The sequence below is a fragment of the Vibrio ziniensis genome (assembly GCF_011064285.1).
Lineage (GTDB): Bacteria > Pseudomonadota > Gammaproteobacteria > Enterobacterales > Vibrionaceae > Vibrio > Vibrio ziniensis.
This window is the reverse complement of record NZ_CP049332.1, coordinates 205,407-224,485: the sequence shown is the minus strand read 5'-3', so window position 1 is coordinate 224,485 and position 19,079 is coordinate 205,407. Positions and strand designations below refer to the sequence as shown.

Annotated in this window: 16 protein-coding genes and 1 pseudogene; 11 read left to right on the top strand and 6 right to left on the bottom strand. The window is 42.5% G+C overall.

What is annotated here, in order from left to right:
* The first annotated feature begins 165 nt into the window (after positions 1-165).
* Positions 166-915, top strand: coding sequence for a GntR family transcriptional regulator (locus G5S32_RS16065; protein ID WP_165313046.1), 750 nt, complete (start codon positions 166-168; stop codon positions 913-915).
* 111 nt (positions 916-1,026) lie between these two features.
* Here G5S32_RS16065 and G5S32_RS16060 read toward each other — a convergent pair whose 3' ends face one another.
* The 3 genes from G5S32_RS16060 to uxaC form a co-directional block, all read right to left on the bottom strand.
* Complete coding sequence (locus tag G5S32_RS16060; protein ID WP_165313044.1) at positions 1,027-2,514, bottom strand: UxaA family hydrolase; 1,488 nt, start codon at positions 2,512-2,514, stop codon at positions 1,027-1,029.
* 9 nt (positions 2,515-2,523) lie between these two features.
* On the bottom strand, positions 2,524-3,984 hold the full coding sequence (locus G5S32_RS16055; RefSeq protein WP_165313042.1) for a tagaturonate reductase: 1,461 nt from the start codon (positions 3,982-3,984) through the stop codon (positions 2,524-2,526).
* Positions 3,985-4,053: 69 nt separating this feature from the next.
* Positions 4,054-5,466 (bottom strand): glucuronate isomerase, encoded by a 1,413-nt coding sequence (uxaC, locus tag G5S32_RS16050; protein ID WP_165313041.1) that lies wholly within the window; start codon positions 5,464-5,466, stop codon positions 4,054-4,056.
* A 377-nt stretch (positions 5,467-5,843) separates the two neighbouring features.
* Between uxaC and G5S32_RS16045 the strand changes: the two genes are divergently transcribed.
* The 5 genes from G5S32_RS16045 to uxuA all read left to right on the top strand — a co-directional run bounded on the left by G5S32_RS16045 (position 5,844) and on the right by uxuA (position 11,429).
* Complete coding sequence (locus G5S32_RS16045) at positions 5,844-6,380, top strand: TRAP transporter small permease (protein WP_246201159.1); 537 nt, start codon at positions 5,844-5,846, stop codon at positions 6,378-6,380.
* Positions 6,377-7,738 (top strand): TRAP transporter large permease, encoded by a 1,362-nt coding sequence (locus tag G5S32_RS16040; RefSeq protein WP_165313040.1) that lies wholly within the window; start codon positions 6,377-6,379, stop codon positions 7,736-7,738. The genes G5S32_RS16045 and G5S32_RS16040 overlap by 4 nt, the downstream gene beginning before the upstream one ends.
* A gap of 16 nt (positions 7,739-7,754) precedes the next feature.
* Positions 7,755-8,717, top strand: a complete 963-nt coding sequence (locus tag G5S32_RS16035; protein ID WP_165313039.1) for a TRAP transporter substrate-binding protein — start codon at positions 7,755-7,757, stop codon at positions 8,715-8,717.
* Positions 8,718-8,873: 156 nt separating this feature from the next.
* Positions 8,874-10,355 (top strand): mannitol dehydrogenase family protein, encoded by a 1,482-nt coding sequence (locus G5S32_RS16030; RefSeq protein ID WP_165313038.1) that lies wholly within the window; start codon positions 8,874-8,876, stop codon positions 10,353-10,355.
* Between the two features lie 3 nt (positions 10,356-10,358).
* A complete protein-coding gene (uxuA, locus tag G5S32_RS16025) occupies positions 10,359-11,429 on the top strand; it encodes a mannonate dehydratase (RefSeq protein WP_165313037.1) in 1,071 nt (356 codons plus the stop codon).
* 643 nt (positions 11,430-12,072) lie between these two features.
* Here the strand turns inward: uxuA and G5S32_RS16020 are convergent.
* Positions 12,073-12,467 (bottom strand): annotated as a pseudogene (locus G5S32_RS16020) (cytochrome b/b6 domain-containing protein).
* Complete coding sequence (locus G5S32_RS16015) at positions 12,460-12,744, bottom strand: PepSY domain-containing protein (protein ID WP_165313036.1); 285 nt, start codon at positions 12,742-12,744, stop codon at positions 12,460-12,462. Before G5S32_RS16015 ends, G5S32_RS16020 begins: the two are co-directional and overlap by 8 nt.
* A 296-nt stretch (positions 12,745-13,040) precedes the next feature.
* Between G5S32_RS16015 and G5S32_RS16010 the strand changes: the two genes are divergently transcribed.
* The 4 genes from G5S32_RS16010 (at position 13,041) to G5S32_RS15995 (ending at position 17,594) form a co-directional block, all read left to right on the top strand.
* The gene (locus tag G5S32_RS16010; RefSeq protein ID WP_246201158.1) at positions 13,041-14,645 is read left to right on the top strand and encodes a methyl-accepting chemotaxis protein; all 1,605 of its coding nucleotides are present in this window, start codon (positions 13,041-13,043) and stop codon (positions 14,643-14,645) included.
* Between the two features lie 149 nt (positions 14,646-14,794).
* Positions 14,795-15,763, top strand: coding sequence for an ADP-ribosylglycohydrolase family protein (locus tag G5S32_RS16005; RefSeq protein WP_165313034.1), 969 nt, complete (start codon positions 14,795-14,797; stop codon positions 15,761-15,763).
* Positions 15,760-16,608 (top strand): NAD(+)--dinitrogen-reductase ADP-D-ribosyltransferase, encoded by an 849-nt coding sequence (locus tag G5S32_RS16000; RefSeq protein ID WP_165313033.1) that lies wholly within the window; start codon positions 15,760-15,762, stop codon positions 16,606-16,608. Before G5S32_RS16005 ends, G5S32_RS16000 begins: the two co-directional genes overlap by 4 nt.
* A 314-nt stretch (positions 16,609-16,922) precedes the next feature.
* Positions 16,923-17,594, top strand: coding sequence for a MaoC family dehydratase (locus G5S32_RS15995; RefSeq protein WP_165313032.1), 672 nt, complete (start codon positions 16,923-16,925; stop codon positions 17,592-17,594).
* A gap of 52 nt (positions 17,595-17,646) precedes the next feature.
* Here G5S32_RS15995 and G5S32_RS15990 read toward each other — a convergent pair whose 3' ends face one another.
* Positions 17,647-18,471: a phosphate ABC transporter substrate-binding protein gene (locus G5S32_RS15990; protein WP_165313031.1), complete on the bottom strand. Its 825-nt coding sequence runs from the start codon at positions 18,469-18,471 to the stop codon at positions 17,647-17,649.
* A gap of 215 nt (positions 18,472-18,686) precedes the next feature.
* Between G5S32_RS15990 and G5S32_RS15985 the strand changes: the two genes are divergently transcribed.
* A complete protein-coding gene (locus G5S32_RS15985; protein ID WP_165313030.1) occupies positions 18,687-19,040 on the top strand; it encodes a DUF3024 domain-containing protein in 354 nt (117 codons plus the stop codon).
* The last annotated feature ends 39 nt before the right edge of the window (positions 19,041-19,079 follow it).

Below are 19,079 nucleotides of genomic sequence, written 5' to 3'. Positions count from 1 at the left end.
AATACTAGCAAAGAGGGTAGAACGAGGCACGTGAAACAGTAATGAGACATAGTACAAGTCATTTTAAAAACTTTGAAATTAGACCAAAGTTTTAGCTATGGATTGGAATGTTATCTATGTTAAGCTGAATGCCAATTGGTATAACAAGTGGTTTAAGAGATTAATATGGAACCGAATATTAAGCTTTATCAGAAAATCGCCAATCACTTCAAAACAGAAATCTTCAATGGCGTTTATAAAGTTGGGGATATGCTTCCCGCAGAGCGAGTGATTGCTGAGCAGATGGAAGTCAGTCGAACAGTGATTCGTGAAGCAATGATAATGCTTGAAGTAGAAGGCTATGTTGAAGTGCGTAAGGGGTCGGGTATCCGAGTCATTAGCACGCAGGTAGACAACGTAGTACCAGATATTGCGCAAGCAACTGGTGACCTTGGTTTCATGCTCACTTGTGGCCCATTTGAGTTATTGCAGGCTCGTCAGCTATTTGAAAGTAATATTGCTGAATTTGCTGCGACTCAAGCGACCAAACAAGACTTGGTCGCTTTGATGAAAATCCAAGAGCAAGCAAAGCAAGACGATTACTCACGTGATTCTTACTGGGACATTGAATTTCACATTCAAATGGCTCGCTGCACACAAAACTCGGTAGTGGTGCATATTGCGGAAATGCTGTCGAAACACCGTGAAAACAACCCGTATTGGAAGAAGCTTCACGAGCATATCGAAGACAACAAGATTCGTAGCTGGTGTAGTGATCACGATGAGATTGTTAAAGCATTAATTAAACGTGACCCAGTGGCTGCGCGTCAAGCAACATGGCAGCATATTGAGAACACCAAAACGATGCTGTTCGATGCTTCTAATGACGATTATGACCGTTTCTTGTTCTCAGAAAGTCCAATCATCACAGCATAAGAAGATGTGGTGACCTGCGGGTCTTTCCCAAGAAAAAACACAAAGAGTTCTAAAACTAAAGGCTACCAGTAGGTAGCCTTTATTGTTTATATCGATTGAACTAACAGCTTATTAAAGCGTTACACCGCTCTTGAATACAGCGATTTCACGGAACTCATTGATTTCGTTGCGTGTTGGCTCGCCATTGACAAAGTCCGCCACCTTATCAACAAACTGCTCAAGTAGTGTATCCATAGGCGTTCCTTCTACCAGAGTGCCAGCGTTAAAGTCGATCCAGTGTGGTTTACGACGGGCCAGGTCACTGTTGGTTGCCAGTTTCAACGTCGGTACAGGGCCACCATAAGGAGTACCGCGACCAGTACTGAACAGCACCATGTGACAGCCAGCCATCGCAAGAGCTGAGGTCGCGATAGCATCGTTACCCGGAGCGCTCAGTAGGTTTAGACCTGGTTTGGTCAAGCGCTCACCGTATTTCAAAACATCCATTACCTGACTTGAGCCAGCCTTTTGCGTACAACCCAAAGATTTCTCTTCCAGTGTCGAAATACCGCCCGCTTTGTTACCTGGCGACGGGTTTTCGTAAATCGGCTGCTTGTGATCAATAAAGTATTGCTTGAAGTTATTGATCATTGATACGGTATTGTCGAACACGCTCTCGTCTGCGCAGCGACTCATCAGAATGTGTTCTGCTCCGAACATCTCAGGCACTTCAGTCAGTACGGTTGTACCGCCATGAGTAACAAGGTAATCAGAGAAGCGACCAAGTAGAGGGTTGGCTGTGATGCCTGAGAAGCCATCAGAGCCGCCACATTCCAAGCCAAATCGAACTTCGTTGAGATGCCCCGCAACACGTTGGTCTTTCGACATTACCTCATACAGCTTTTTCATCATCTCAACACCGTATTCCACTTCATCGTCCTGCTTTTGACAGATCATGAATTGGACACGTTCTTCATCGTATTCGCCTAGTGTGTCTTTAAAAGCATTGACTTGGTTGTTTTCACAACCTAAACCCACGACCAAAACACCGCCAGAGTTCGGATGCTTCACCAAGTTCTGCAGCAGAATTTTAGTGTTGTTGTGGTCATCACCAAGCTGTGAACAGCCGTATTGGTGAGTAAACACTTGCACGCCGTCGATAGCAGACATGTCGACTTCAGACTCAAACTGCTTCTTCATCATGTTAGCCATGGCATTAACACAGCCAACAGTTGGAATGATCCAAAGCTCGTTACGAATACCGACATCACCATTCGCGCGACGGTAGATGTTTACTGGCTTGTTCTCCAATGTGCTAATCACATTTTGGAAATCAGGTTGGTATTGGTATTCGTTGAGATCGCTCAAGTTAGTACGAATGTTGTCCTGATAGACACGATTGCCAAGTTCAATCGTTTGCAACGCATGACCGATAGGGCAGCCGTATTTGATGATCAGATCATTTTGAGCAAAGGTTTGCAGCGCGACTTTATGAGCCTGAGGAATGTCCTCATGCAAAGTCACTTCCTGTCCATCCACAACAACTGTTGTGCCTGCACTCAAGTCTTTCAATGCAACTGCTACGTTATCCGCTGGATGTATTTTGATCAGAGAGTTCATCGTGTCTCCTTAACAGCCAGCGAGTGCTTGTCGCATACCAAGTTGGCAGATACGTTCAACATGTGCAGTGACGCATTCTGTCAAACCAGGAACTTTATTTAGGTCTTCCCCCCAATGAGCCGCATCACCTAGCACAGTTTCAACCAATGCAGAGTAACTTTGCTCGCCAGATGTGACTTTTGGCCACTCGCTTGCGAACAGATCAAGCCATGGCTGGTCGTCATTTAGAGGGTAGTTTCCGTCTTCACGCTCACCACGATAGAAAGTGATCAAAGCCGCTAGCGCAAAACTTAAATAACGAGGAAGCTGGTTGGTGGTTTTTTGATAAGTCAGCAACTGAGGCAAAATTCGGGTTTTGAATTTTGTCATACCATTTAATGAAATAGACAATAGCAGATGCTTGATGTATGGGTTTTTGAAGCGATATTCCACATCTTGAGCGAACGCTTGCAGTTCATCTTTTGGCAGCGAAAGCGTTGGGATGATCTCAGAGAACATCACTTCTTTCAGGTATGCCGCCATTTGCTCATCTGCCATGCTTTCACCAACGGTATCAATACCAGCTTGGAATGCCACAGGTACAAGGGCAGTATGTGCGCCGTTAAGAATCGCGACTTTGCGTTCTTTGTAAGGCTTGATGTCATCAACAATCTTAATGTTGAGCGATTGCTCCGCACTCAGTTGATCCAGACACAGTGCTTGGTTTAGCCATTGAGGTCCTTGGATCACAAACAGATAGAAGTTTTCGGCGCTCACCATAAAGGTATCTTTATAGCCCAGTTTTGCTTCTAGCTCAGTGACTTCATCTTTTGGATAGCCAGTAACAATACGGTCAACTAGTGTTGAACAGAATGTGTTCGCCGCTTCTACCCACTCTTTGAACTCAATCGGTAGATTCCACGTTTCGATGTAGCGCCAGATAATTTCTTTCAAGCACTCGCCGTTGTAATCAATAAGCTCGCAAGGAACGATGATCCAACCTTTGTCTTCATCCGCTTCGAAGTGGTTGTAGCGTTCCCAAAGCATGCGTGTCAGCTTTGCTGGGTAACTGCTCGGTGGTAAATCTTCAAGAAGATCGCTCTCCACAAATGCAATACCCGCTTCTGTTGTGTTTGAGAACACAAACTTAGTATCTGGATTACGAGCAAGCCCTAGTAGTGCTTGGAAATCATAGTACGCAGAGAGCTCTTCATTAACAGAATAGATGACACGTGATTGTGATACTGCTTGACCTGTTTCATCCAGACCACGGATTAGCGTGGTGTAAACACCTTGCTGGGTATTCAAACTTGGCGGGAAATCAGTATCGATTGGACGAACAACGCTGACACCTGAATTGAAATCAGTGTGTTCGTTAAGCTGGTCAATTTGCCAGTCTAAGAATGCGCGTAAAAAATTACCTTCACCAAATTGAATGATTTTGGTTGGGTAAGATGGGCCGGGAAAGGTATCTCGGTTTAGCTGTTTCATAGTCTGCACCTATAAAATATTGCCGTTGATGCCTGAGGACGAGTAACAGGCACCAACAGCAAAAAAGGGTTATTTAGCGGTAATTCCGAAATAGTTTTTCGCGTTGTAATAACAGATATCGCGAACCATGCGGCTTAGTAGTTCGAAGTCAGCGGGTACTTCTCCGTCTTCTACCCATTTGCCAATCATTTGGCAAAGAATACGGCGGAAGTATTCGTGTCTGGTATAAGACATAAAGCTACGACTGTCCGTTAACATACCTACGAAACGACTTAGTAGACCAAGCTGAGCTAGCTGAGTCATTTGACGTTCCATGCCGTCTTTTTGGTCGTTGAACCACCAACCAGAACCGAATTGGATCTTGCCTTCGATGCTGCCGTCTTGGAAGTTACCGCACATAGTTGCTAGAACTTCGTTATCACGCGGATTCAAACCGTAAAGGATGGTTTTTGGTAGAGCGTTATCACGGTCAAGTGCATCAAGTAGACGGGCTAAAGGCATTGCTACTAAACCATCATTGATTGAGTCGAAACCTGTATCTGCACCAAGAAGTTTGAACATACGTTGGTTGTTATTGCGCAGTGCGCCAATGTGGTACTGCTGCACCCAACCACGTTTTGCGTATTCTCTACCTAAATATACCAATACCGCAGTCTTGAATTGTGCTGTTTCAAATTCAGTCACTTGGCCGCCACTTAGACGCTTAGCAAGAATCGCATCAAGCTCTTGCTCAGTTGAATCTTCATAGCAAACCGTATCCAGAGCATGGTCTGTGACGCAGCAACCATGGTCAGCAAAGTGTTGCAGACGTTTATCTAGCGCAGAACAAAGGTCAGCAAAGCGAGTAATTTCAACATCCGCAGCTTTAGACAGTGCTTCCATATAAGCAGGGAAGGTTTCTAGATGAATGTTGAACGCTTTGTCTGGGCGCCAGCTTGGCAGCATTTGTACTGGGAAGTCTTTATCTTCCGCCACCAATTTATGTGCTGCTAGGTCATCGATTGGATCATCTGTCGTACCAACCATTTCTACGTTCATTTTCTGCATGATTGAACGAGCAGAGAACTCAGGCGTTGCGAGCATTTCGTTGGTTTCATTCCATACGCGCTCTGCTGTGTCTTCATTTAACACCATGCCAGAGATACCAAATGGGCGACGTAACTCTAAGTGAGCCCAGTGATAAATTGGGTTACCAATTGTATATGGAACCGTACGTGCGAATGCCATGAACTTTTCTTTATCTGTTGCATCGCCAGTACAGAAACGCTCGTCTACGCCATTAATTCGCATCGCTCGCCATTTGTAGTGGTCACCTCGAAGCCAGATATCTGTGAGGTTTTTGAATCGATAGTCTTCAGATACTTGGTGTGGTGGCAGATGACAGTGGTAGTCGATGATAGGTAAATCGGCTGCTACTTCATGATAAAGACGTTTAGCAAATTCGTTGTGGAGTAAAAAATCCTCCGAAAGAAAAGATGTCATACATGTAACCCTTATTTGTTCTACCATTTGTGTGCGATATTAAACTCAAAAAAGCCAAATAAACACGATTTAAGTAGAGTTTTGATTAATTAATAAACAATCATTGAGTGTTTTTTGTCAAAAGTTTAAAGGTGATCATACTTTAAGTAAAAAAGTAAAAGCCTGTTTCGTTTTATGACCTAGACCAATTTTTTATTGTTATACCAAATGTAGGATCACTTCATTATCGAAATTTCCGATAATTAAGTTTACGAATAGCGAACTGTGATGATTGCAAGCGACACACGTTGTTCTGGGAAATGCTACTAGTTGGATAAAAATATAACGGATTATTTGTTCAGTCTGGTCGCACAAAAACTAATTAGAGATTAATTACTATGATAATTAAGTCTATCAACGATTTTATTAATAGCTTTCTACGTATTGTATTAAGCATCTTTATGACCGTAATGATCGTTGCGGTTGTCTGGCAAGTTTTTACTCGTTTTGTTCTGCAAGACCCGTCTGCATTTACAGATGAGCTTTCACGTTACTTACTTATTTGGATTGGTGTGCTAGGTGGTGCTTACACTTACGCAATTAAACGCCATTTAGCGCTAGAACTTTTAGCTCCAAGGCTAAGCCATAAAGGGCAGTTGGTGTTAGGTATTATTATTAACCTAATCATTATTGCTTTCGCTGCGGTCGCCTTTATTTATGGTGGTACTGCTCTGGTAACAAACACACTGAAACATGGACAGATCTCACCAGGGATCGTGATTGGTGGTCACCACCTATTGATTGGTTATGTTTACGTTGTTGTACCACTGACTGGTTACATTATTTCTTACTTCGGTACAGTCGACATTATCTCTTCAGTTCTTTCGTTAGTGAATAAAGAAGACCGAGTTGCAGCAGAAGGATATTCAAAATGACTTTGATGGATTTATTGTTTTCACAAGACTTTTTGGCGAACGCTCCTGACGCATTTTACGACTTCTTTCCAGCAGTTGTACTGTTTGGCGTATTAGGTGTGTTGCTGATTATTGGTGTGCCAATCGCGTTTGCAATCGGTATTGCTGCACTACTTACTGTATTTATCGATTTCCCAGTTGAACAAGTGACCATTCTGGTTTCTCAGAAACTGGCGAATGGATTAGACAACTTCGGCTTGCTTGCTCTGCCATTCTTCATAGTGGCAGGCAACTTGATGAACCGTGGTGGTCTTGCTTCACGTTTGATTAACTTTGCAATGATCTTTGGTGGCCGTTTACCTGGCTCACTTTCTCATGTAAACGTTATGGCAAACATGTTGTTCGGTTCTTTGTCTGGCTCTGCTGCGGCTTCTGCTGCTGCGGTAGGTGGCATCATGAAACCACTACAAGAGAAGCATAAGTACCCAATGGACTTCTCGACGGCTGTTAACGTAGCGTCTTGTCCATCTGGTCTTCTCATTCCACCATCGAACATTCTTATCTTGTTTGCATTGGTAAGTAGTACTTCTGTTCAATACCTTTTCATTGCAGGTTATATCCCAGGCATTCTAATGGGCCTAAGTGTCATGGTGGGTATATTCTTACTGGGTAAACGTTACAACATTCCTCGTGAGAAAATTATTTCAACAGAGAAGAAACGCAAAGTAATTTGGGATGCTATTCCAAGTTTGACCTTAGTTATTATTATCATGGGTGGTATCTTAGGCGGTATCTTCACTGCAACAGAAGCGTCTGCTATCGCGGTTGTTTACGCTCTAATCCTAGGTTTCGCTTATCGCGAACTGAAAATGAGCGATATGTTCCCAGTATTGGTTGATAGTGTGATCACAACGTCTATCGTGTTGTTGATGGTTGCTACATCTTCTGCAATGTCATGGGCAATGGCGAATGCGGATATCCCTACTTACATCGCTGAGTTTGTACTTGAAACTTCTACTAACCCAATCATGGTTATTCTATTGATGAACGTGATTCTCTTGGTAGTAGGTACGTTTATGGATATGACGCCAGCGGTACTGATCTTTACTCCAATTTTCTTACCTATTGCTATCACGCTTGGTATCGACCCGATTCACTTTGGGATCATCCTAGTGTTCAACTTATGTATCGGTATCTGTACACCACCAGTGGGCACTGCCTTGTTTGTTGGTTGTAGTGTTACAGGCACCAAGTTGGGCGCTGTTGTTCCTAAATTGGCACCGCTATTCGTCCTCATGGTGATAACGTTGACGATAGTGACCTTGTTCCCTTCACTTTCATTATGGCTACCGGAACTAGCTGGTTATAAACCTCAATAATTGATAGGACTATAAAATGAAAACAACAAATAAACTTTTACTTGCTTGTACCCTCTCTACACTAATGGCAGGCAACGTTTATGCAGCTACTGTTAAGCTAGCTCATGCGTTACCAACAGAGCACCCAGTTCACGCATCTTTGGATTGGTTCGCAGCCAAAGTGTCTAAAGAAACAAAAATGCGCGTAAAAGTGTATCCAAACGGTACTCTAGGTAATGAAACTGAACTACTACAGATGGTACAAGGTGGTACTATCGGTTTTACTAAAGTAAGTGCGGCGCCACTGACAGCATTCGCGTCAGATTACAAACTACTTTCTCTACCATACCTTTACCGTGACCGCGCACAATATGATGCAGTTCTACAAGGTCCAATTGGTGAGCAAATCCTAGCGTCTTCTAAAGAGTCTGGCTTTATTGGTCTAGCATTCTTAGATGCGGGTGCACGTAGCTTCTATACTGACAAACCAATTCGTACTCCAGATGATTTGAAAGGTCTGAAAATCCGTGTTCAAAACTCAGCACTTTCAATCGATACCATCAAAGCTCTAGGTGGTACACCAGTTCCGCTACCATACGGTGAGCTATACTCAGCGCTGCAACAAGGTGTTGTAGATGGTGCGGAAAACAACATTCCATCTTACTTCTCTTCTCGTCACTATGAAGTGAAGAAAACATTCTCTTATGACCAACACACTATGGTTCCAGACGTGCTTGTAGTGTCAACAGGTGTATGGGATAGCCTATCTGCAGAAGACCAAGCGAAAATTCGTGCAATCGCGAAAGAGACCGTTAAGCAACAAGATGTTAACTGGGCAAACTACGTAGAAAAAGCGAAAGCGGAACTTGTAAATCAAAACGTTACTTTTGTTGAAAGTGACATTCCTAAGTTCCAAGAAGCGGTTAAGCCTGTGTATGAAAAATTCCGTAAGGAAAACCCAGACCTAGTACCACTTCTAGACAAAGTTCAAGCTATGTAATTTGAGATGTCTCTTTATAGCGCGGGGAGTTTTTCCTGCGCTATTTGACCCTTTCTTTAGCAATACTTTCTTCGCAAATTGTTTCTTTTTCTACACATGGTTTTATTTAGAAAGAACTCATTTTGCGCGTATTAACATAATTTGGTTCGAATGATTATGAGATTAAGTCAAGCTCACTTATCTGCGGCTAATGCCCTAATAAAACCTAACGACAACAACAAAAAAGCAAAAGTTGGGATTGTTCATTTGGGCTTTGGTGCTTTTCACCGCGCTCATCAGGCGCTGATTACCGATGCTGTGATCAAAGAAATCGGCGGCGATTGGAAAATTGTCGGCGTCACTTGGAGCTCTGTTGATTTACAGAAAGATTTAATCGCGCAAGACAGTTTGTATTCGGTAGGTGTCGGATACAACGATCAATTAGATATCAATATCGTTGGCTCAATCGAAACGGTACTGATGGCAGCACAAACTGAGCAAGTTCTTGGTTACATGCGTGACCCAGCAGTGAAAATTGTCTCACTGACGGTTACTGAAAAAGGTTACTGCCACAACCCTGCAACGGGTGATTTGGATTTCTCACATCCTCTTATCCAGCATGATTTACAAAATATTGAAGCACCGAAATCTGCGATCGGTTTCTTGGTGTCTGCTATGCGTTATCGCCATCAGAATGGCATCCAGCCATTTACACCAATGACCTGTGACAACTTGCCTGAGAATGGACGAGTGTTGGAGAAAGTCGTTCTGCAATTTGCAAAACAATTGGACGAAGAGCTGTATCAATGGATTAAAAAAGAAATCCAGTTCCCATGCACTATGGTTGACCGCATTGTTCCTCGTACCACAGATAATGACATTGCACGTGTTGAGAAAGCACTCGGCCTTGAAGACAAAGTGTGCGTTATCACAGAACCGTTCTTGCAATGGGTGATTGAAGACAAGTTTGTTAACGATCGTCCTCAGTGGGAGAAAACCTCTATCGCCAACGTTCAGGTGACAGACAACGTTGTGCCGTTTGAAGAGATGAAGCTACGTCTACTGAACGGAACGCACTCAACAATGGCATACTTAGGGTATCTCTCGGGCTACGAAACAGTAGCGACAACGATTCAAGACCCAGATTTTAAAACCTTTGTTCGTTATTTGATGGATGAGGAAATCACACCGTCACTGAATATTGAAGGTATCGATCTCGACCAATACAAAGACCAGTTGATCGAACGCTATGAGAATAAAGCGTTGCAACACCGTACTTGGCAGATCGCAATGGACGGAACTCAGAAGATCCCACAACGCTTCTTACAAACCATTCGCTACTCTTTAAAAAATGGTGTTTCGATTGAAGGCTTATGCCTAGCACTGGCGGCGTGGATGCGTTACGTCAGTGGTGTTAACGAGCAAGGACAAGAGATCGACGTTCAAGACCCGTTAAAACAACAGCTTGCACAAGTTTGGCAGCAAGCAGGTACAGATTTAGTAAAAGTCGTTGACGGCTTTTTAGCACTTCGCAGCGTCTTTGACCAAGAGCTAGCGGGTAATCAAACATTCAAAGCAGAGCTGCAATCAGCGCTAGAAAAGCTGTTTGCAAATGGTGCTAAAGCATCAGTAGCAAGCTTCGTGGCACAGAGGAAATAATCCATGAAAATGACATTTCGTTGGTACGGAGAAGGTAACGACAAAGTTACGCTCGGTAACATTAAACAAATTCCAGGCGTAGAAGGTATTGTGTGGTCGCTACATGATATGGCTGCTGGTGAACTTTGGAGCGAAGAGCGTATCGCAAAAGAAAAAGCGATCATCGAAGCTGCGGGTTTCCACATCGATGTTGTTGAGAGCGTTAACGTTCACGAAGACATCAAGCTTGGTCTGCCAAGCCGTGAAAAATACATCGAGAACTATAAAGAGACACTGCGCCGTCTAGCGAAAGTGGGCGTAAAAGTTGTGTGTTACAACTTTATGCCAGTGTTTGACTGGACTCGTACCGAACTTTACAAAGAGATGGAAGACGGCTCGAATGCACTTTTCTTTGAAAAGAGCAAAATCGAAAATATCGATCCAATCGAGCTGATTGAAAAGCTATCAACTAACGTTGACGTGACCATGCCGGGTTGGGAACCAGAGCGTTTATCTCGTCTGAAAGAAACCTTTAAGCTATACGAAAACTTTACTGCGGAAGATTTGTGGAAGAACCTAGAATACTTCCTAGAGCAAGTGATCCCAGTGTGTGAAGAAGTAGGTATTAAGATGGGTATTCACCCTGATGATCCTGCATTCCCGATTTTTGGTTTACCACGTTTGATCATCAATAAAGAGAATATTGGCCGTTTCCTTAACCTAGTTGACAGCCCATACAACGGCTTGAGCTTGTGTACTGGTTCTTTAGGTTCAGCAAATAACGATATTCCAGATATTATCGATGCGTACCATGACCGTATTCATTTCATGCACATCCGTAACGTAAAACGTTATGACAACGGTGATTTCATTGAAGCGTCACACCGTGCATGTGATGGTTCAGTAGATACGGTGAAAGTAGTGCAGACTCTGCATAAACATGGCTATGAAGGGTATGTGCGTCCTGACCATGGTCGTCATATCTGGGGTGAAGAAAAGTGGGCGCGTCCAGGCTACGGGCTTTACGACCGTGCACTAGGAATTATGTATATTCTTGGTGTTTGGGACAGCGTGGAAAAGAACGCTAAATCTTAAGAAAGGGAACAGACAGTAATTCAATGATTGTCTGTTTTTGCAAGTGTGTCATTTCACTCATGTGAAATACTAGCGGTGAAATGACACCTTGTTTAGGTTATCTGAACTCAAGCAAACCATCAAAACTCTCCAATAGAGCCTTAATCTTAACTGCATCTGTGATGTGCTTTTTTGTTTCCAGCTTCGAGTTAGAAAGCTTAGGGAAACATTGCATGCAATCGTAGAGCAGTAATTATCAAAGATTCGTTTTCTCGATATTTCTCAGTGTCTCTGTGATTAACTCAGAATTAGAAGTTAACCCAAGTTTGGCTTAGTAATAGTACAGTCAGTGATGAAACTGAGAATAGCGCTAAAATGCTGCCAAGTTCACGAACGTTGCTTAGTAACGATTTCTTTTTATCAAACATGATGTCACCTTTTTTATTAACAGTTTAACGAGATGTTGGTCACACTTTACTCCGTTAAATGACATAGATCAATAAAACATGTAGTTATTTTTAATCATTTTCTCAGTATTTAAGATTTTAATATCAGATGGTGTAATTAAATTACATTGAGCGGCGTGTTGTGTGCGAAAAATAAAGAAAAACAGCCTGATAGTTCAACTAACAGGCTGTTTAAAATAATTATTAAAATGATGGGATTAGCGAGTATAGCGAGAGAATAGCATGCTCTTCACATAAGAACGTTTGGTCCAGTGGGTCATAAAGATGACGGCACTGATGTGAATCGCAACTGCGAACATAGTAAGGTTCGCAAACAGTTCATGAACTTCTTCTACCCACTCTTCACCCCAGAACATATCTAACTGAGTCGACCAGCCTGAGACACTGACGGTTTGAATGCGGATAAACGGGCAGGTGACTGAGTTATTAACCCCCACACAAGCCGAATGGCTAGCGCTGCCAGAACGATGTATCCCACCCATTCGTGTGTCTCACTACCTTCTTCAGTGACAAAGTAATTCGCAGCAAACATTGCGGCTACTGTCCAGTGAGTAAGGCGAACAACCGTGTCCCAAACGTAAGGTTTAGTCATCTTCTTCCTCTTTTATTTTGCTCATATCCACTGGGTTGAAATAGATTTCAGTTTTCTTCCCTTTGGTGTTATAGCCATACAACTCATAACAGCCAGTGCTGGTCTTTTTGAATTTCTTAATTTTGTATCCCATATCCTGAACTTGCTGTTTAGCTTGGTCAAACGACATCCATTTAGATTCAGGTTCTTTGGTACAAACAGGGTCAGCCATTGCTAATGATGACGCAGCCATTAACGTTACGAATAAACCAGTATGAAGCATTACGTGAGTAGTCATGTTCTCTCCTTGAGAATATCGGTTAACGATCGTGGTTAAGTTTGGCAACCGTTTCTTAAGGAACACTTAAGAATCACTCAGTAAGTTTAAGTCATTCTCTAAGGGTGGAACTGGGTCGACATTTTGCACAAATATCAACCTAAACTTTTGTATCGACTATTCTTAATTTGTTTGCTGACTATGCTGAGGTGTGTATGAACTGGTTGAGAAACCTAACGATCACAAAAAAACTGATCGGATTAATTGTCACGTTACTCACGTTGACCCTAATTGTTTCTTTTTATGCGGTACTAAAGATGGAACGTGTCTCAAAAGAAATTGACGGTATTGCTCACGAAAATATGCCATTGGTAAAGCTGGCGAGTAACATCACTATCAAGCAGCTCGAAGGTGCCGTATTGTTAGAAAAAGCCTTTCGTTTGGCGGAGATTCCTTCCGGAGAAGATAAGCAAGCTATGAGCAAGTTTGCCTCGCAAGTTCGACAATCATCTAAGTTCTTTGATGATGAAATACTAGAAGCAAAGTCACTCCTTTCAGAAGCGAAGAAACATGCCATCACTTCGGAACAGCTCAAACACCTCACCCAATTAGCCAACAATTTGTCTCTGCTTGAAGAACATCATAAAAGTTATGAATCAACACTCTTTTCCATTTTGGATGGGCTAGAAGCTAAGCAAAATAACGCTGCGATGTCTTCTAAAGTGCATCAATTTGAACAAACACAGCAAATGCTGGATTCAGAGTTAGCGGAGTTTTTAGTTGGATTAGAAAGTGCAACGGAGAGCGCTATTTCAATAACTGAAGAACAAGAGCATGAAGCTATAATTGGTATGGCAACCATATCGATTGTCTCGATTATATTCGGCTTAACCGTCGGTATATTATTTAGCCGCAGGATTGTAAAGTCCATGACTCGGGCAAAAATTGTTGCAGCGAACATGGCGCAAGGCAATTTTGATCAGCATATAGATGTGCAATCAAATGATGAAATTGGTCAATTGATGTCGAGTATGAACGTGATGGCCAATTCTTTAAGCAAAATGATTGGCGAGGTGATGAGTAGAACAGATGCTATTGCCGCTACAGTGACACAATTATCAGCGGTTGCAGACAGTAATCGTCAAGCGATGCAAGTTCAGCAAGAAAACACAGAGCAAGTGGCTTCGGCTATGACGGAAATGGCGGCAACAATCACAGAAGTGGCGAGTAACGCGGACAGCGCAGCATTTGCCACATCCAGAGCAGAAAGCAATGTGAAAGAAGGTTGCTCAACGATCGACATGACTCAAGAACTTGCGGTTGTTCTGGTGGAACAAGCCAGTCAGTCGCAAAGCATGATCCTCGATTTAAAAAACAGTACCCAAAAAATTCAAGACTTCGTGAAGGTGGTGGATGGAATTGCAGAGCAAACCAATTTATTGGCTTTGAACGCTGCAATAGAGTCAGCTCGAGCAGGAGAGCAAGGCCGCGGATTCGCTGTAGTTGCTGATGAAGTGCGAGCGTTGGCTTCTCGTAGCCAACAAGCCACGAATGAAATTGGTAACTTGATTGAAGTGCTGATGAAGAGTTCTGAACATGCGCATCATGCGATGAACCAGAGCAATGAAAAAGTGAGTCAAACTTCTGAATATATACAGCAGGCGCGAAATCAGCTTAACCATATCGCTATTGCTTTGGCAGAGTTGTCAGAGTCCAATACGCAAGTAGCAGCAGCAAGCGAAGAGCAAGCGGTGACGGCCGATCAAATCAGTCAGAATTTGATTGGTATTAAAGACTCAGGCGACCGCGTTTTACAAAGCACAGAAGAGACAGCTATGGCTAGTGAAGGTTTGGCTGTTCAGGCAAACGCTTTACGTACTTTGATGTCGGCTTTTCAGGTTAGAGCACAATTTGCCTCATAACTAATCATTGTTTCGCCCGATAAACCTCTAAAGCTGAGAGTTTGGTGGCTTTTTGAACAGACAATCTATGGCAATCTAAATCAGTGAACACTTCTGACTGACGTTTAAGTCTCTATCAGGAGTGAGGATTTAGTAGCAATGGAGCTGTTATGTCTGGGTCTATCACTCGATTACCCTTTGTTTCTCTCAATCAAGATCGGTCAAGAGGATGTTTGATCGGCTTGGCTGTGGGGGATGCATTAGGCACTACGTTAGAATTTAAACCTCCCGGAACCTTTAAACCTATCACTGATATGATGGGAGGCGGGCACTTTTGCCTCAAAAAAGGTTATTGGACGGACGATACGTCTATGGCGCTATGTCTCGCTCATAGTCTGCTGCAATGTGGGAAGTTCAACCCTCGAGACCAAATGGATAAATACTGTCTTTGGATGAATAACGGCTATATGAGCAGTATTGGTGTGTGTTTTGACGTAGGTGTCGGTGTTTCTTCGGCTCTACGTCGCTATCAAAAGACGGGCGAACCTTTTGCGGGCTCTAAAGCAAGATGGAGCTCTGGAAATGGTTCAATAATGCGCCTTGCTCCCGTTCCTATTTTCTTTCAACGCTCACTTTCAGATGCGGTGCTTTATGGGGGAGAAAGCTCGCGAACCACCCATGGTTCAACGTTGTGTATTGACGCCTGCCGCTATCTGTCTTCCATTTTGGTTCATTTGATTAATGGTGATAGGAAAGACATTTTCACCGAAGTGGCATACATCCCTGAAACTGAAGAAGTTATGGCAATAAAGTCAGGTTCATTTTTAGACAAAGCCTATAGCGATGTAACCGGCAGTGGCTATGTTATCGAAAGCTTAGAGTCCGCATTATGGTGCTTTATCAACACCGATTGCTTCGAATCTTGTGTTTTAGCCGCTGCTAATCTTGGAAATGACGCTGATACAACGGCGGCGATCGCGGGTCAACTTGCTGGGGCCTATTATGGACACCAGGCAATTCGTCGTGACTGGCTAAACGTTTTGTATAAACATGATGAGATACTAGATCTTGCAGACAACCTTTACACTTTTGCATCTCGAGAAAACTTAAATGTTAAGCAGCCAGGCGGTGATTTATGACTGAGTTACCTCTTCTAGAGCCCCGTCAGTATTCCTTTTGTGAAGAGGAAGGAGAGATCCTTCAACAAATTTGCCTGCCTCTGAATCATTGTAATGTCCCTTCTAAGTTGTTGGCGAGCTTAAGCTATCAACAAAATCCGATCCCTTTGGAACTTGATGGTTTACACGTATGGTATCCCGCCTTATTTGATGTTTTGAACAGGACTGGCAGTTATCAAGAAAGGGCAGAACATTTTAAAAAATTTATGTCGCAACACTTTCATTTATCAAAATGCGATGCTAGTTCAAATGATGATGCAGATCCACCACCAAGACCGAAAGTGAATTATCGTCGATTGCTTCTAGGGTGGTTGTTTGATTCTGATAATGAACAAGGCGCGGCATGGCGCAGTTGGGTTGAGTCCAGATTTGGTCTGCTTACCTGTTTTCATCAAGGATCATTGCATGGGCCTGACACCCCAGAATATTTGCGGTTTAGGCAAGTATGTACTCGGGCAACCTACAATACCAACGAACTGTACGCACAGTTGGATTTGCTCTATTTGTTTTGTCAGCATGAATTGCGTTTACGTTTTCAAGACGTTGAACACTTAACATTGTTCAGAGGATGTACAGAACATTCTGAACACCGAATACATGGGGAAAGGGTGAAACTGTTTAATAATCTAAGTTCGTTTACGGCAGACCCTGAAAGTGCGCTTCGTTTCGGATCAAAAGTTTTCGCAGTGAATGTTCCCCTGTATAAGATCGCCTGTTTTGAATCTCTTCTACCACATAGCCTACAAGGAGAGCAGGAATTTATGGTGCTGGGGGGTTTATATAGAGTTGAAAGGCGACGTTTTTAAAGTGGCACGCAATGTGTGAGCCTCTGTACAAAATTCTTATCGAATTTGGTTAATATCTGCACATTTGACTAGAGTTATATTAATGATTGAAAAATAAAGAAATTGAAAGAGCTTCGACTTTACTTACTTGAGTATTTGTTCTAATGACAAGATTTGCAATAAAATAATGTTTTATTGCATAACGCATTGTTTTTAAATGTATTTACGTTGTTCGGTATACGCGTGTGCGCTCGAAAGTGTTTGCGGATTAATGTGAAGTCCTTCAAAATTAACATATTCGTATTTCTTCTTAGTTAAGAATGAATGAGGTTTTGATGAAAGTTGCGGATATTTTTAAACATCATGCTGAAAACTTAGTTAAGCATAACGAGTTTAAACAATTGATGTCTCCGACAGTGCGCGAGTACTGGGGGGAGTTATTGGATAAAACCAATAGCCGCCAGCTTTTTTCATGGGTGAAGGATTTTCACCAGCCAGCAAATGAAGATACTCCTGTTGCTGAACCTATCGTATTAAAACCAGAAGCTCAGGCTGTGTATAACGAACTTGAGTTGAAATTGGGCGAAGTGATCCATACAGGAGATTGGTTGTTAGTTGATCAAAACAGAATCAACCAATTTGGCGCAATTACGGAAGATATGCAGTGGATTCATACGAATCCTGAAAGAGCTCAAGCGGAATCACCATTTAAAACTACTATCGCTCATGGTTTTCTTACATTAGCACTATTACCGAAATTGACGGACAGCGTTGATGAAGACAAATTGCTATTTCCAACAGCGAAAATGATGGTGAACATTGGCCTAAACTCAGTGCGTTTCCCTTATCCAATCAAAGTGGATAGCCGCGTGAGAGCGGTAAGCACACTATCAAAAGTGACGCCAATTAAGAAAGGTTTGGAAATTGAACGAGAAATTAAAGTTGAAATTGAAGGTGTTCGCCGCCCTGGTTGCGTAGTGACTTCCGTTATTCAATTGCATTTCTAATGCCTTGATTAGTATGAAGAAGGAGAGCATTCGCTCTCCTTTTTTGTATGTCTTATTTGTATTTTGCTGTTGGTATATAACCGTACTCTTCAATAAGCTTTTTAACTTTATCTGACTGAATAAAACGGAATAGTTCTTTCGTCTCTTTCTTGTCTTTTTCTGGGTAGTGAAGAAGTAAGAATGGGCGAGAAAGTTGATATTCGTGGCTTGCTATAGTCTCAGGAGTAGCTTCTACGCCTTCAAACTTTATTGCTTTAACCGAACGGTCAACAGAACCAGTAGAAATAAAACCAATCGCTTGTGAGTTATGGTTTACCAGTGTTTTCACCATACTGTTGCTATTCACCACGAGGTTATTTGGGCTGATATCTGAAACCAGCCTGTCTTTGACGATTCTGGTCAGTCCAAGCAAACTCTCAAAACTGAAGCGTGAACCAGAAGATGCTTCACGTGTGACTACTGCAATTTTTTGATCGTTACCACCGACTTGTTTCCAATTAGTTATCTTACCTTTGTAGATGTCATAAAGTTGTTCGCGACTTAAATCTGCAACTGGATTTGATTGGTTTACCACAACAGCTAAGCCGTCAAAGGCAATGATGAATGTTTGTAGAGACTCTTCGACTTCATTATCAGTAAGATAGCGTGAACTCATTGCTACATCAGCAACACCTTTCTTTAGCAATGTAATACCAGCTGTAGAGCCGACACCTTGAACCGCAATGTAGGTATCTTTGTGGGTAGCGTTATATTCTTCTGCAATCACATCCATGATGCGTGCAACTGAAGTAGAGCCAGAAACGTTGATTTCGCTAGCGTGCGCGAAAGGTGTTACTAGACAAAGCGAGCATAGAGTGGCTAGCGCAACTCGAAACATAATGGAACTCCAAGCAAAAATAAGTACAGATCAGCGACATATCATATTGCGAATAAATGACAGTTTTATGAAAGTGTTTGATTGGACGCATTGAAATATAGTTGAAAACTCTCTAGTTTGAGCTTGATGGGTTATACTGTGTTAACTTTAAGACCTTTGAATATAACGGATCTTGATGTTGAATTCGGTCACAAGATAATGGGGTATCCAAAGTCATGACGGTCGTTAATTTGCTACAGCGTCAAATTGAACGTAGGGCAGAACTTGTGTGCCATAGTCGCAATCGAAGTCTTCCTGTGGATTTAGGAAAATCGAGTTTTGAATCGATAGATAACGGTGTTGAGTTCATACAGCAACATTATAAATTGGACTCTGTACACAGTGAGTATTCTAGTCCGGTTGCGCGCATTATTTGGAATTCGGATAAGCGTCACTGGGAGCTTTATATCCCATCTCGTGAAGATGACAGTGAGTTATGGGTTCCTTACCCATTTCTTTCCAAAAGTTCAGACTTAACCGCTGTTATACGTGAGATAGAAAAAGATCCTAAATCTTATTTCTGGTCGTGAATGAGGAAACTCATGTTGGCATGTTGGGTAAAAAGGTAA

Bases quoted from the DNA above. Each gene is read 5' to 3' on its own strand.
- G5S32_RS16065 (WP_165313046.1), top strand. From the start codon at position 166: ATGGAACCGAATATTAAGCTTTATCAGAAAATCGCCAATCACTTCAAA.
- G5S32_RS16060 (WP_165313044.1), bottom strand. From the start codon at position 2,514: ATGAACTCTCTGATCAAAATACATCCAGCGGATAACGTAGCAGTTGCA.
- G5S32_RS16055 (WP_165313042.1), bottom strand. From the start codon at position 3,984: ATGAAACAGCTAAACCGAGATACCTTTCCCGGCCCATCTTACCCAACC.
- uxaC (WP_165313041.1), bottom strand. From the start codon at position 5,466: ATGACATCTTTTCTTTCGGAGGATTTTTTACTCCACAACGAATTTGCT.
- G5S32_RS16045 (WP_246201159.1), top strand. From the start codon at position 5,844: ATGATAATTAAGTCTATCAACGATTTTATTAATAGCTTTCTACGTATT.
- G5S32_RS16040 (WP_165313040.1), top strand. From the start codon at position 6,377: ATGACTTTGATGGATTTATTGTTTTCACAAGACTTTTTGGCGAACGCT.
- G5S32_RS16035 (WP_165313039.1), top strand. From the start codon at position 7,755: ATGAAAACAACAAATAAACTTTTACTTGCTTGTACCCTCTCTACACTA.
- G5S32_RS16030 (WP_165313038.1), top strand. From the start codon at position 8,874: ATGAGATTAAGTCAAGCTCACTTATCTGCGGCTAATGCCCTAATAAAA.
- uxuA (WP_165313037.1), top strand. From the start codon at position 10,359: ATGAAAATGACATTTCGTTGGTACGGAGAAGGTAACGACAAAGTTACG.
- G5S32_RS16015 (WP_165313036.1), bottom strand. From the start codon at position 12,744: ATGACTACTCACGTAATGCTTCATACTGGTTTATTCGTAACGTTAATG.
- G5S32_RS16010 (WP_246201158.1), top strand. From the start codon at position 13,041: ATGGAACGTGTCTCAAAAGAAATTGACGGTATTGCTCACGAAAATATG.
- G5S32_RS16005 (WP_165313034.1), top strand. From the start codon at position 14,795: ATGTCTGGGTCTATCACTCGATTACCCTTTGTTTCTCTCAATCAAGAT.
- G5S32_RS16000 (WP_165313033.1), top strand. From the start codon at position 15,760: ATGACTGAGTTACCTCTTCTAGAGCCCCGTCAGTATTCCTTTTGTGAA.
- G5S32_RS15995 (WP_165313032.1), top strand. From the start codon at position 16,923: ATGAAAGTTGCGGATATTTTTAAACATCATGCTGAAAACTTAGTTAAG.
- G5S32_RS15990 (WP_165313031.1), bottom strand. From the start codon at position 18,471: ATGTTTCGAGTTGCGCTAGCCACTCTATGCTCGCTTTGTCTAGTAACA.
- G5S32_RS15985 (WP_165313030.1), top strand. From the start codon at position 18,687: ATGACGGTCGTTAATTTGCTACAGCGTCAAATTGAACGTAGGGCAGAA.